Annotated in this window: 15 protein-coding genes and 1 pseudogene; 1 reads left to right on the top strand and 15 read right to left on the bottom strand. The window is 62.7% G+C overall.

All coding sequences use genetic code 11. The features are described 5' to 3' along the window. Positions 1–20: 20 nt before the first annotated feature. The 12 genes from IV498_RS14225 to IV498_RS14170 all read right to left on the bottom strand — a co-directional run bounded on the left by IV498_RS14225 (position 21) and on the right by IV498_RS14170 (position 10,336). Positions 21–1,832: a PAS domain-containing sensor histidine kinase gene (locus IV498_RS14225; protein WP_269047641.1), complete on the bottom strand. Its 1,812-nt coding sequence runs from the start codon at positions 1,830–1,832 to the stop codon at positions 21–23. Positions 1,833–2,025: 193 nt separating this feature from the next. Next, positions 2,026–3,411, bottom strand: coding sequence for a M20 family metallopeptidase (locus IV498_RS14220; RefSeq protein ID WP_269047639.1), 1,386 nt, complete (start codon positions 3,409–3,411; stop codon positions 2,026–2,028). A 703-nt stretch (positions 3,412–4,114) separates the two neighbouring features. Further along, entirely contained in the window at positions 4,115–4,741 is a 627-nt protein-coding gene (locus IV498_RS14215) for a hypothetical protein (protein ID WP_269047637.1), read from the bottom strand. 258 nt (positions 4,742–4,999) lie between these two features. Beyond that, the gene (locus tag IV498_RS14210) at positions 5,000–5,578 is read right to left on the bottom strand and encodes a universal stress protein (RefSeq protein WP_269047635.1); all 579 of its coding nucleotides are present in this window, start codon (positions 5,576–5,578) and stop codon (positions 5,000–5,002) included. Then, a complete protein-coding gene (locus IV498_RS14205) occupies positions 5,575–6,798 on the bottom strand; it encodes an MFS transporter (RefSeq protein ID WP_330059665.1) in 1,224 nt (407 codons plus the stop codon). The genes IV498_RS14210 and IV498_RS14205 overlap by 4 nt, the downstream gene beginning before the upstream one ends. A 550-nt stretch (positions 6,799–7,348) precedes the next feature. Continuing rightward, complete coding sequence (locus IV498_RS14200) at positions 7,349–7,981, bottom strand: flavin reductase family protein (protein ID WP_269047633.1); 633 nt, start codon at positions 7,979–7,981, stop codon at positions 7,349–7,351. Positions 7,982–8,245: 264 nt separating this feature from the next. After that, positions 8,246–8,656, bottom strand: coding sequence for a hypothetical protein (locus IV498_RS14195; protein WP_269047631.1), 411 nt, complete (start codon positions 8,654–8,656; stop codon positions 8,246–8,248). A 10-nt stretch (positions 8,657–8,666) separates the two neighbouring features. Continuing rightward, positions 8,667–9,119, bottom strand: a complete 453-nt coding sequence (locus tag IV498_RS14190) for a hypothetical protein (RefSeq protein ID WP_269047629.1) — start codon at positions 9,117–9,119, stop codon at positions 8,667–8,669. Next, positions 9,101–9,355, bottom strand: coding sequence for a hypothetical protein (locus IV498_RS14185; RefSeq protein ID WP_269047627.1), 255 nt, complete (start codon positions 9,353–9,355; stop codon positions 9,101–9,103). The genes IV498_RS14190 and IV498_RS14185 overlap by 19 nt, the downstream gene beginning before the upstream one ends. Then, on the bottom strand, positions 9,330–9,749 hold the full coding sequence (locus IV498_RS14180) for a hypothetical protein (protein WP_269047625.1): 420 nt from the start codon (positions 9,747–9,749) through the stop codon (positions 9,330–9,332). Before IV498_RS14180 ends, IV498_RS14185 begins: the two co-directional genes overlap by 26 nt. 39 nt (positions 9,750–9,788) lie before the next feature. Continuing rightward, positions 9,789–10,001, bottom strand: coding sequence for a hypothetical protein (locus tag IV498_RS14175; protein ID WP_269047624.1), 213 nt, complete (start codon positions 9,999–10,001; stop codon positions 9,789–9,791). Then, positions 9,998–10,336, bottom strand: a complete 339-nt coding sequence (locus tag IV498_RS14170; RefSeq protein ID WP_269047622.1) for a PadR family transcriptional regulator — start codon at positions 10,334–10,336, stop codon at positions 9,998–10,000. Before IV498_RS14170 ends, IV498_RS14175 begins: the two co-directional genes overlap by 4 nt. A gap of 17 nt (positions 10,337–10,353) precedes the next feature. On the opposite strand from IV498_RS14170, the gene IV498_RS14165 reads away from it, so the two are divergent. Beyond that, complete coding sequence (locus IV498_RS14165; RefSeq protein WP_269047620.1) at positions 10,354–10,680, top strand: DUF1905 domain-containing protein; 327 nt, start codon at positions 10,354–10,356, stop codon at positions 10,678–10,680. A 15-nt stretch (positions 10,681–10,695) separates the two neighbouring features. Here IV498_RS14165 and IV498_RS14160 read toward each other — a convergent pair whose 3' ends face one another. From IV498_RS14160 to IV498_RS14150, 3 genes and pseudogenes are all read right to left on the bottom strand, one after another. After that, positions 10,696–11,229, bottom strand: a complete 534-nt coding sequence (locus IV498_RS14160) for a hypothetical protein (RefSeq protein WP_269047619.1) — start codon at positions 11,227–11,229, stop codon at positions 10,696–10,698. Between the two features lie 116 nt (positions 11,230–11,345). Further along, positions 11,346–11,483 (bottom strand): annotated as a pseudogene (locus tag IV498_RS14155) (SCO1664 family protein); the annotation flags it as partial. Further along, positions 11,483–12,037 (bottom strand): DUF3090 domain-containing protein, encoded by a 555-nt coding sequence (locus IV498_RS14150; protein WP_269047617.1) that lies wholly within the window; start codon positions 12,035–12,037, stop codon positions 11,483–11,485. The pseudogene IV498_RS14155 and the gene IV498_RS14150, both read right to left, overlap by 1 nt. Positions 12,038–12,320 lie beyond the last annotated feature (283 nt).

Genomic DNA, 12,320 nt, shown 5'->3' with positions numbered 1-12,320 from the left:
AACGGCTCCCGGGCTGTGTGTCATTTTGCATGATCGGTAACCTGCCTTCGCGGCGGAAGCCACACTCGGAACACGGTGCGCCCGGGGGCCGACTTCACGTCGATGCTGCCACCCGAGCCGCGGATCATGTTGAACGCGATGTTCAACCCCAGCCCGGTCCCCTGCCCCGGGGGCTTCGTCGTAAAGAACGGGTCGAACACCTTGCCGAGCGCCCCGGCCGGGATCCCGTCGCCGTCGTCCTCAATCTCGACGGCGACGCCGCCCTCTGCGGCCCGCGTACGGATGGTCAAGTGCCCGGAGCCGTTCATCGCATCAGCGGCGTTGTCGATGAGATTGGTCCACACCTGGTTCAGCTCGCTGCCGAGGGTCTCGATGCGCGGCACATCGGGACCGTAGTCGCGAATCACCTCGATGCTGTGCTTGAGCTTGGATTGCAGCATGACGAGGGTGCCGTCAATGCCGTCGTGGACGTCGACGTCCTGCACGGGTGCGCGGTCCATGTAGCTGTTATCTTTAAGCGCGGCCACGATCTGCGAGATCCGCGCTGACCCGTGCCCGATCTGCGCGATGAGTCCGTAGGCGTTGCGTGCTTCGGAAAGCGCCGTGATCGCGCTGCCGAGATGGCTCGGTTCGAAGGTCATGGCGAGCGTGTCCAGGTTCGCCGCATCCATTCCCAAATCGACGAGGGAGCCAGCGGCCTCCCATGCATCGCCGAGCCCGTGCCCGTCCAGCCAGGCCTCGACGTCCTCCTCGCGATCACCCCGGCTGAGAGGGTCGAGCCGGTCGACGTCCTTCGCCTGCGCCGCACCACGGTCGATAAGCTCCGTCAACGCGGCCGCCTCGGCGGGGCTCTGTGCCGAGCGGGCAAGGATGAGCAGGGCCTTGCAGGTCTTGGAGAACGTGTCTTCCAGCAGTGCCGCGCCGCGCCGGGCAGCGGCAGCGGGATTGTTCAACTCGTGGGCCATTCCGGCGCTCAAACGGCCGAGCGTGGCCAGCTTTTCGCTCTGGATCAAGGCAGCGGAACGCTCGGCGACCTCATCCTCCAGCTGCCTTTGGTAGGCGGCCTGCAGCGCTTCTGTCTGCTTGCGGTCGCTTACATCACGGAAGAACGTGTGGGTGGCGACGAATTGCCCCTCACGGAACCTGCCCCTCGCGTTGCCCTCAACCGGGAAGGTGTGCCCGTCTTTGGCGACGAACGTTATCTCAACTCGATCAAAAGACTTTCCGGCTATGGTCTCGCCGATCATGAGCGTGCAGTGGTCATGGTCGACCTCGTCAACGATGTCGAACAAGGTCAGCCCGGGCAGCTCTTCGGGTGTGTAGCCGAGATGGTCGTGCCAGGCACGGTTGACGAACTCGAAACGCCCGTCGGGCAGAATGCTTTGCACCATATCGTGAGCCGATTCGATGAGGTCCAGGTAGCGCCGCTCGCTCTCAAGCACAAGAGCCTCGGACTCGTGCCGAGCCGTCAAATCACGCGCCACGGCCCGAAAGGCCTGCTCATCGGGCACCCCAGCGACCGTCCAAAGCAGCCACCGAGCTGACCCGTCGGCGGCCAGAAACCGGTTCTGGAAACGGGCGACGGCGGTGCCTCCCTGGGCGGCCTCCAGTTGCGCGAGCGTCGCGGCCGCATCGTCCTCGTGCACAAACTCGATCAGCGGCCGTGAAAGCAACTCCTTGACACTCCAGCCAAGCAACCCCGCCCAGGCGCCATTCGCCTCCCGGATCCGGCCGTCGAATCCAGCCACGCAGGCGAGATCGGCACTCAGATCCAACAAGCGTGCTGCCACCGAGTGCGGCCACGAATCGATGCCAAGCCCATCCTGCGGCATGGGACGCTCCTTCACGGAACCTCCGCTCGGCGGAAGGCGAGCGGTTTCTGAAATATACACCCGTTGGAAACGGTCGGCCCGAACCAGTGGCTGGCACTGATTAAGATCTTGCCGACTGGCTCAACTTCAATGCCGCGGCCATCGTCCCGGACAACGGCGGCAAAGGTGCGTGCTGAACGCGGCAGGAAAACTTTTAATCAGGCAGCTCTGTTTCTGCCAGGTCGAAAAACAGGCCGCAGGCAATTTGGAGGCCTTCCCTGGCGACGGCGGCGAGGAGGTGTTCGTCCGGCGCGTGCTGCATACAGCCCGGGTGCGAGTGTGGGATCCATAAAGTTGGCAGATCCAGGACTTCCGAGAAGACAAAGCTGGGGAGGGATCCGCCGATGTTGGGCAGGATCGCCGGTATGCGGCCCGTGGTCCTTTCAAGCGAAAGGGCCGCCCAGGAAACCCATGGATTGGCGGGGTCAAGCCGGCTGGCCGCAAAGGACACGCCAACGGAGAGCTCAACCATGGTGAATCCGGCGGCGTCCAGGTGCCTCCGGATGGCTGGTTCCAGCAAAGTGATGTCCGTCCCGGGCACAAACCGAAGCTGGAGAGTGGCGCGTGCGGATCCGGGGATGGCGTTGACGGGCTTATCGGAGTCACCGGCGCTGAAGGCCAAGACTTCCAAGGTATTCCACGCATACAGGCGTTGGAGGGGGCTGAGAGCTCCGTCGCCCCAGCTGGGATCGGGCGAAGGGTCGTCGAAGCTCGGTTGGAGGTCAAGGAGTTCAAGTGCGGCGGTCACCGAATCCGGGATGCCTGCCGGCAACAGCTCCGGAAGTCCGATTATGCCGTGCCCGTCCACAAGGGACGCGATGGCTGCGGCAATGGTGGTGGCAGGATTGCGCAGCAGCCCACCCCAGTTTCCCGAATGGTAGGAACTGCTGCGCAGATCCGCGACCAGGTCAAAGGTGATGCCGCCCCGGGCACCCAGGAAAACGGTTGGGTTTTCAGCCGCCAGGCGCGGGCCGTCCGAGCCGATAAAGACGTCAGCCTGCAGTACGTCGTGGTGTTCCGCTGCGAAGTCCGCGAGGTCAGGGGAACCTATTTCCTCCGCGCCTTCCAACAGGAACACCAGGTTGAAGCCCAGCGCTCCGCGTTGTCCGAGCAGCAGTTTCAAGGCAACGATGTTGATCCAGTGCTGACCCTTGTTGTCCGCCGAACCCCTGCCGAACCATCTGTCGCCCTCGTCGCCCAGAATCCACGGACTGCGGCCTTCGGACCACTCGGAGGCCTGCCCGTCGACGACGTCCGCATGGCCGTAACAAAGAACCGTGGGCAGGTCAGGGCTTTCATGCCGCGTCGCCACCAGAAACGAGTTGAGGCCTCCGTGCCACGAGTCATAGCGCTCCACCGAGCACCCCATGGACAGAAAGGCGGGTGCGATGACCTCATCAAGGTATGACTTCAGCGCATCTCGACCCTCCTCTGTGGAGCTTTCCGAGGGGTATGCAACCAGCTTTTCCAGATCAGTCCGGAATCTGCCGGAGTCCACAAAATTTGCTGCTTTATCTAAGAGATCACTGCGTTCCGGCATCCGGTTCCATCCTCTGCTGTTCGAACTCGAGTCCAAAACTACGTGACCGTGATACGAAGCACCAGCATCACTTTGTCGATTCGCTCGGACTTCAAAGCGACGTTCGGCCGAAAAGCAACACTAATGCGCGTGTTGCCCCGGCCCTGCTCTACTTCGGGGGCGTGCGCAGGTAGCCACTCTTGCAGAGGGCGCAGGTAGCCTCCACGTTTCCCCTTGGCCATCAGCAGGCATGCCAGGGGGCGGAGTTACTGAAGGGGGCAGGCTGTTACTTGCCTATGTCATGCCCGCAGAGGCGGAGCGGGCAGAGGTGCGCGAGGGGCTGCTCGTCGCCGAACAGAGGAAATGGCATACGCTGCCGATGGCGTGCGCTGAGGGCTTCGCCCGGTCTGGTCCCCTCAGCCATCGCGCGCTTCAGCCAGCAGCACGACGTCGAACTCGCCCTCGTCGTTGCCCGTCATCGGCAGGGATCCGGCGGGTGGCAGAAGGTGCGGCGGATCTGGCATCCATCCAGCCCAAAATGGCCGTCAAAGTAAGCGGTGTAACGTGCGACGGATTCCAGCAGGGCGGCGACCATCAGCACCAAGCCAGGATAAGCGCCATTCCCATGGCGGCCGTCGCCGGCCGCGCCGGAGCGTCAGCGCCTTTCCTGCACGGCATCTACCTAAACCACGCCAACGTCAGGCAGTCGCGAGGCACGCGGGCGTCAATGAAGCAATGACACCGCGCGGGCGATCACCAGAGCCAACAGTACGAAGGCACTAAAGGACTCCGCGGCCATAAGTACTTTTGCCCTTAGTGACAAGGGCATGGTGTCGGTGGGACTAAACGCCATGGAATTGGAAAGTGAGAAGTAAAAATAGTCGAAAAACGAGGCTACCCAATCAATCCGCTCCGATGATCTGGCCGCCACTTCTTCTATCGCATCATGGTCTTCATCCTGGGGAAACCTGAAATCCGCTGCCGGCAGTTCCTTACGCGGAGCGTGCCGACGAGCGACAGGGCCGCCGCGGTCCAGCTCCCAAAAGACCAAGGCAAAGGCAATAACGTTGGTCACCCACACCTGCAGAGCCGAGAGTAAATCCCGTGCACCATTACCAGTGCCAGCCGTGGTAAGCACAATGACGAGCTGAACCAACGCGACTTCGTTCGCTGCAACCAACAACAGTGCCTGGCCGGTCGCCACATATTTGGACCACCGGCTTTGACGCCGCATCCGATGGGGATTCAGGATCACTACCGGTATCAGCATCGTAAGCCCCACCCCTACCACGACATAGCGCAGCCCTGGCAGAAAGGCGCCCGGCAGCGCGGCGTAAAGGCCCAACGCCACGAGCAATCCGATAGCGGCCGGCCAGCGATGCTCTGCCCGTACCTGTCGCTTCCCGGTTGGCGTCATAGTCTAGAGTCTAAAGTGGGATGCGAATAGGTGGGTGTGCAATGACCAACGCTCGGGAAGGTAGCGGGTGGCAGACCTGGCGAAACCAAAAGGCACCAGCCAAAAGCTCCACCGGATCATCATCCCAAAACCGATTGACGCATCCAACGAGCACGAAGCCCCCGTCAACCAGCCAATCGGTGGGTCACAGGCTTAGTCCTTCAGGTTGGGCTGTTCAGTCCGGGGAAACCGGAGTTCGGGCCGGCCGGCATCCGCCACTGCCTTGGCCACGCTCCGGCCCAGCAGTTTGCTCCCCCTGACAAAGGCTGTGTCCGGGGGGCGGGACACAGCCGGAGGAAGCACCAACACGGGACACTCGGCCTGGTAAACCAGCCGCTGTGCAAGGCGGGGCGTCTGCGAAAAATCGGTGCGCTGCGGGGCGTCGAGGACGATCAGGGCTGCCTGCCGCGAGACCTTGCGCAACACCTTCAGTGCCGAGCCTTCAATGACCCGGCAGCTTACCTCCTGCTCCGCACCCAGGACGGCCACTACATGCGCGGTCAGCTCCGACTCCGCAGCGGCATACTCCCCGTCACGGTCGCTGGTGACGATCGGCGGCCGGGCACCGGAGGTTATCGGCAGCCGCGGCCCGCGCCAGGCACTCACGGCGAAAAGGGGGACGGACCGACGTCGAGCCTCGTCCGCGCCCCAGCGCAAAGCGGTGACCGACCCGCTGGTGGGACTCACGCCAACGATGACTGACTTGGACCCGTGCTGCGCAGGCTCAGTCATGACGCTGCCGATTTCGAGAGGGGATCGGCAATGTCCTCCAAGGACTTCCGTTCGGCGTCAAATGCGAAGAATAGGGCCACCAAGCCTCCGACCAGCATGATGCCGGCCCCCAGGAAATAGCCGATGGTCAGCGGACCGCGGTCGCTGCCTTTTCCGATCAGTACGCCGAAAATGGCCGGGGCGACGGCACCGGCGATCTGGCCGACAGCGAAAAAGTAAGAGATGGCTTGGCCGCGTAGTTCCAGGGGAAACGTTTCGCTGACAGTCAGGTAGGCGGAGGAGGCTCCGGCGGAGGCGAAGAAGAAGGCTACGCACCAGAAGATGGTCTGAGTGACAGCGTTCAGGACCCCCATATTGAACAGGACCGCGGAGACGGCCAAAGTGAGGGCCGCCAGCGCATAGGTCGCGAAAATCATCCTCCGGCGACCTATGGTGTCGAACAAGTGTCCGAGGATGAGCGGTCCGGCCAGATTACCGATCGCGAATGGGAAGAAGTAGTACTGCGTCGAGCTGGGACTGGTGCCGTAAAAGTTCTGCAGCACCAGGGCGTAGGTGAAAAAGATGGCGTTGTAGAGGAAGGACTGCGTGACCATCATGACGAACGAGACCAGAGTCCGCCGAGGATACTTGCGGAGAAAGACTTTGACAATCTGACGGAATGGGATGCTGGCCGTCGCAACGACGGAGAGGGATTTGTCCTCCGGAACGTCAGTTAGTTTGTGGCCCTCCTCCCGCACCTCCGCTTCGATGCGATCGACATTGGCTTCGGCCTCGTCCGCGGGGCCGTGGGTCAACTGCCATCGGGGGCTCTCTGGGATGTGCCGCCGCAGGTAGATGATGATTAGGCCGAGCGCCGGGCCGATAAAGAACCCGATCCGCCAGCCCCAGTCCACCGCAACGATATTCGGGTTCAGCAGGAAAATGTTCGCGAAGGCGCCGATGGCGGCACCTCCCCAGTAGGTGCCGTTGATCGCAATGTCGACACGGCCGCGGTAATGCGAGGGGATTATTTCGTCAATGGCCGAGTTGATGGCGGTGTATTCGCCGCCAATACCCATGCCGGCGATGAACCGGAACAAATAGAGGAACCAGACGGCGAAGGACAGGCCCGCCACGCCGCTGCCGATCAGGTAAATCGCCAGGGTGATAATGAAGAATTTCCGCCGACCCAGCCGGTCGGACAGGCGGTCGAAGACAAGGACTCCGAAGACTTGGCCGATCAGGTATACCGTACCGGCGAGCGACTTCCTCCGCGCTCATGTGCAGCGTCTTTTGGAAGCCGGCGGAGGCGACAAGCTCGATCTCCAGACCGTCCAGGACCCAGGAAACTCCGAGGCCAATCACCACTGACCAGTGGAACTTTGACCACGGTAGCCGGTCCATCCTGGCCGGAATCAGGCTGACCACGGGCGACGGCGTTGCTTTATCCACGAGGTTCGACACCGAACCCTCCTTCGGCTCGCGGTAACCATAAGCCTTCGGCTCGCAGCAACCATAAGTGAACTGTCAATCTTTAGGCAGGCCACTCTGACGGCCGCTCCACCGAAACACCGCATGGGAACTTTTCTCGGAAGGGAACGACCTCGACCGGGAAGAATTCCAGGTTCCTCTCGCGGTGGCGCGCGAGAACGGCCCAAAAATGTCACACTGCCCAGGAACTAGGACTGGGAGGGAAGCGATGACAAAGGCCGCCACGCACTGGCAACGCGGGGACGCAAACAACACGTGTACACGCCTTGTTCACCGGTTGGGTTCGTTTTCCTTACCGTTTCACTCGTTCTGGCCGGCCTCGCCGAAGTGCCCGGGCCGGTCCTTCGCCCTGATACGGCGGATCTCCTGAATCGGCCCCAGCGTCCCCCATTCATCGCGCCCCAACCGGGACAACGGCTCCAAAAGGTCGATCTGCGGATGGTCACCCTCCAGCACGTGCGCGGACACGACCGCGTAGACCACCTCACCAAACACCAGCGTGCAATTCCCCAACTGCAAGGTGCTGTGCAACCTGCACTCCAACGCCACCGGCGAATCCTTCACCCTCGGAGGACGCACCACCGCACTCGGTTCCCGGGATAATCCAACCGCGTCGAACTCACTCGTCTTGGGCGGAAAGTCCGTGCCAGTGGCATTTACCTCTTCAAACAACGAAGCCGGGGTGAGATTCACGACGAACTCACCCTGCGCCTCAATGTTGCGCAACGAGTCCTTCTCGCCCACCGATGTGAACTGAACAATCGGCGGATCCACGGACGCCACCGTATAGAACGAATGCGGCGCGAGATTGTCCACCCCCTCCATCGAAGTGCTGGACACCCAGGCGATCGGTCTTGGGACCACTACCGCCGTCAACAACCGATAAAAATCCCGCGACGACATCCGTGCCGGATCAAAATCCTTCCGCGCCATGTCCTACTGCTCCCTCCAGCCCCCGCCCGCCCCGACGCTGGCCCTCTCGTCCTTCCCCGACTGTACCCCTGCCCCCCGCCGACACCCCGTACGCAGGTCGACCCATCCGAGGCGCAGGCATTCCGGCCGCCGCGCCGCGATCTGCGGCTCCAGCTTTCGGGTGTAGTCCAACTTTTACTGTGCTGGAAACCGCCTACTTTGCCGACAACACTCGCGGACTTGGGGTCGCTGTTTGAGGTATTTTGTGTACCCATCGTCGCTGTCTTATTCCATGGGTTCGATTTTGGACGCGGGTAGCTGATAAGCCACATCCCAGTGCCGTCCACCGAAGTCGTAGCCTCCGCTGATCGGCACCAAGACCGGGGAACCGAACGCCTGCCCTACTTCAAAAGCGGAACCTCCAACACTGATGCTCACGGGTGATTTATTTGCCGAAGATCCTGGCGGCAGCACCAATAGTCCCTCGTCGAGATCGCCCTGTCTCGAGACTGGGCACGCATCGCTTCCGATTACCTCGATTCGTATGAGATCAGTTCTAATCGCCACAGGCCGCACCGAAAGATCAGAAATGGAATGAGTTGGAACTTTTAGCACCGGCACTCCCGAACAAGCAGATAGTAAAAAGCACACAGCGAGTGGAAACAAAGACTTTTTAAACAAGCCATGCATGTTCATGGGTTACTTCCTATGGCTCCCCCGGGGATCGGCGCTGCCCCTGTAGGCATCGGCGATGGAGGACGACGGCACATGACTGTTCGAATTTAAGTATCCAGGACCTATGTCGGTAACCATACAAGCACCTCTCACCAGACGCCCGCGGATTGAGCCAGCTCAGGCTCCAGCACTCGAGCGCGGTCAACGGGCGTCGTCCGCGCAGGAACCCTACGCTGAGCCAGGCCGCCCGTACCAGGTGCACTAAAAGCAAGAGGTTCAGGCCCAGCGCGGCAACCTTATTGGGACTAAAGCCAAACTCGCCGATACGGGACATCATCGCTGTGAGCATCACCGCGCCGACCGCGAGCGCCGCGGCGACGAGGACCAACTGCAGGACATCGAACAGACTGGGTGGCGCGAGCGAGTCGCGGGCGGAAATCGCGTAGAGCAGCAGGCACAGGACGACTACGAGGATCGCGTCCATGAGAATGAGCAGGACGCGGTCGCGGCGACAACGAGTGCGCCGGGGACAGCGAGTGCGCCGGGGACAGCGAGTGCGCCGGGGACAGCGAACGGCAGGATCCAGTCCGTCAAGACCTGTTCGAGGTCTGCGCCGACCACCTTGACCGCCGCGAAGGTGAGCCCGACCAGGACGGCGCCGCCCAGGGCCAAGAGCGTGTAATAGATCGCGAGCTCACCGGTGAACCGGACAAAGTCCATACGCCGGCGCTCGGACCGCCACCTCCCTCCCACGTAGCCCACACCGGGCCAGCAGCCACAGGACAACCGGGGCGTGTATTGCGGCGAGAATCTCGCTGGAACCGCCCGAAGCGAACGGATAGGCGTTGAGCACGACCGCCAGCGCGGCGAAAGAAACGAGCAACGTCGCCACCACCCGCCCCGTGAGCCGGCGCTTCCACCCGAAGTACGCGGCGAGGAATGGGAAGACGATCAGACCGAGGTTTCGCGCCAGGACCGAGCCGTCGTCGTCGTCGTCGAGCCAGGCGAAACCGGTCTTCACCGCCAATCCCGCCCCAACTGCGAGCGCCAGGACAACTGCCAGCTCCCGCCACGGCGGCGCACCGCCGTCGTCGGAATGCTCCGGGACGAGCACGAGTTGCTTCCACAGCCGGTCGGAGTGATCCCGGGCAAACTAGCGCGAGACAGCGTCGAGATTGTCCAGGCGCTTGATCCCGACGAGGAAGGCCTCCTCGTCGTCGAGCCCGGTCGCCTGCCGGCCGGCGATCTGCCCGCGCAGGTGGTCCTCCAGTTCGTCGACGTCGGAAGGGGAGATGGGCTGGTGCCGCTGGACGTACCCGCGCCACCTGTCGATCTGGGCCTCCAAATCCGCGTGCGACTCCATCACGCCCACCCCAAAGCTGTGGTGGAGGGCCGCTGCGCGGTCTGCCATACCTGTCGGAGCGCGTCGGCGACGACCGTCCACTGCGCATGCCGTTCCGCGAGCGCATCCCGGCCAGCCGGGGTGATGGCGTAGTGCTTGCGCCGGCGCCCAGCCTCGGACGTACCCCACGACGACGAAACGCTGCCGAGCCGCTCAAGCCGGTGCAGCAGCGGGTAAAGCATCCCGTCGGTCCACTGCATGTCCCCGCCGGTCAGCTCCCCCACGCGCTTGAGGATCGCGTAGCCATACAGGTCGCGCGGCGAGAGCAACACGCCAATCTTGATTACGCGCCGTTCCACTACTAGCGTTGCGTGACGTGGACACGACCTTCAGCGCGGAATTGTTCGAATGGCGTGGTCCGGCACCGTTCCACTGGTTGTCGCTGCCCGCCGATGTATGTGACTACGTCCGGGCCGAGGCGGCGGCGGCCACCTACGGGTGGGGCGCCATCCCGGTGCGCGTGCGGATCGGTGGCACCGAATGGGAGACCTCGTTGCTGCCGCACAACGGTGAGTACGTGCTGCCCGTGAGGAAGGACGTCCGCACGCAGGAGCGGTTCGGCGACGGTGACACGGTGACGGTCGCAATGAGCGTGGCCCGTCGCGGAGGTCGGGCCGCCAACGGAACCGGTCCGACCGTCTGAGGCGCTACCCAAGGCCTACGTGCGCGGACCGGAAGGAATCATCGTGTCCCTGGCCAAGCGGATCGGTTCACGCCGGCGTCGGCCAGTCGGACTGCCGCAGCTGCCTGGCTTTTCGTCAGGATCTGATCGACGACGTGCGTTAGTGGAGCGGTGGCGTCGATCAGGATGCCATTGGGTGGAACGTCCTCCTTCGTGCGATGAAATCGGAGGATGAGTTCCCGTTCGGCTTGTCGTCCTCCCACCCCACTCGTCCTCGGGACGCTCGTCGAGCCTGCGAGTCAGCGTCTGGACATCGAGCTCCAGCACGAAGACGCCGTCGAAGAGGTCGATGAACTTCGCGACATTGCGGCAGCCCCCGCAGCAGAACGTCTCCTCCTTCCGCCGGTCCGCGATGAGAGCCTTGACCTCGTCGACGCGCCAGATGTGATGGTCGCGAGCTGCGAGGCCCGTGACGGTTACAGGTTCACCGGTGATCGGTTCGCCCTGATAGGCCAGTACCCGGTCGCCGTGGATGGCGTGATACCCGCGCAGCGCCAACTCCTCACACACCGATGTCTTTCCCGTTCCGGAGCCGCCCTCAACAAGGAATTTTCTGCCACCCATGCTCAATGGTGAGCAGGCGCCCCGCGAAGGTCGGGCCGAGATTCGGCGCTGAGATCATCCGACCACAGCGGGCGTTCGCCTACTATCGGCTTATAGACGACTACCACGCCGCTGATGCGGCCCAGGAAGGTGGCGTTTGAAGCCGTCGTGATGCGGCCGGTGAGCGTCAACTCGGCTGTCACCAGGTCGGGAACTGGCATCAGACCTCGGGAAGGGTGCAGATGTGCCCGCCGGCGTCCACAGGATACCCGCAGAGCGGGCACGCCGGACGCCCGGCACCCACGACCTCACGGGTGCGCTTGGCGAATGCCCGGGCGGTGCCGACCGGCATTCGCACCAGCAGCAATTCGGACGCGTCAGCGTCATCTTCATCAAGCGATTCATTGTCGTCACCAGCACCGACATCAGCGACCGGTTGGGCCTCTATGACAATCTGCGCCGTCGTCGGGTCCCAACCCAGGCTCATGGCGCCGGTGCGAAACTGCTCCTGAACGGCCTCGAGCGGGTCATTGTCGACGAGTTCAATGGGAGTACTGGTGGGAATGCTGAAGGGGTTGCCCTCAAGGGTGATGAGCTGGTCGAGAATCTCGTCGATCTTCTCAGCGAGCAGAGCCGACTGCTGCTTCTCCAGGGCAACACTCACAATCTGCGTCCCTGTTCGCACCTGCAGGTAGAACGTGCGCGCCCCCGAAACGCCAATGGTACCGACGACTACCCGATCAGGCCAGGCGAACTCGTGAACAGTTGTAGGCATGTAAGCATTTTAGGCTCATGACGATCCCGGCGCCTTGACCCCTACACCACCGACCACCAGCGCGTCGTCAGAGTGGATGCTATTCGACAACCACGGCAGATCCCCGGCGGTGTTGGTCGCGTAGACGCTCAGTCGACTAGTAGTACTTTGTTATGTTGGTGCTCGTTGTCGGCAGTGGGGGCAGTAACCAAGCCATCCGGCGAGAACTCGTTGGAGTTCCCTGATGATGCCGTACAGGCTCAGGCTGCCCCAGCTGCTTTTGGGTTCTTGAGCCGCAGTCTGG

Source organism: Paenarthrobacter sp. Z7-10 (assembly GCF_026932795.1).
In the GTDB taxonomy this organism is placed as follows: Bacteria; Actinomycetota; Actinomycetes; order Actinomycetales; family Micrococcaceae; genus Arthrobacter_M.
This window is presented reverse-complemented; position numbering and strand designations above follow the sequence as displayed.

Excerpts from the sequence above, each read along its gene's own strand:
- IV498_RS14225 (WP_269047641.1), bottom strand. The coding sequence starts at position 1,832 with ATGCCGCAGGATGGGCTTGGCATCGATTCGTGGCCGCACTCGGTGGCA.
- IV498_RS14220 (WP_269047639.1), bottom strand. The coding sequence starts at position 3,411 with ATGCCGGAACGCAGTGATCTCTTAGATAAAGCAGCAAATTTTGTGGAC.
- IV498_RS14210 (WP_269047635.1), bottom strand. The coding sequence starts at position 5,578 with ATGACTGAGCCTGCGCAGCACGGGTCCAAGTCAGTCATCGTTGGCGTG.
- IV498_RS14200 (WP_269047633.1), bottom strand. The coding sequence starts at position 7,981 with ATGGCGCGGAAGGATTTTGATCCGGCACGGATGTCGTCGCGGGATTTT.
- IV498_RS14195 (WP_269047631.1), bottom strand. The coding sequence starts at position 8,656 with ATGAACATGCATGGCTTGTTTAAAAAGTCTTTGTTTCCACTCGCTGTG.
- IV498_RS14190 (WP_269047629.1), bottom strand. The coding sequence starts at position 9,119 with ATGGACGCGATCCTCGTAGTCGTCCTGTGCCTGCTGCTCTACGCGATT.
- IV498_RS14185 (WP_269047627.1), bottom strand. The coding sequence starts at position 9,355 with ATGGACTTTGTCCGGTTCACCGGTGAGCTCGCGATCTATTACACGCTC.
- IV498_RS14150 (WP_269047617.1), bottom strand. The coding sequence starts at position 12,037 with ATGCCTACAACTGTTCACGAGTTCGCCTGGCCTGATCGGGTAGTCGTC.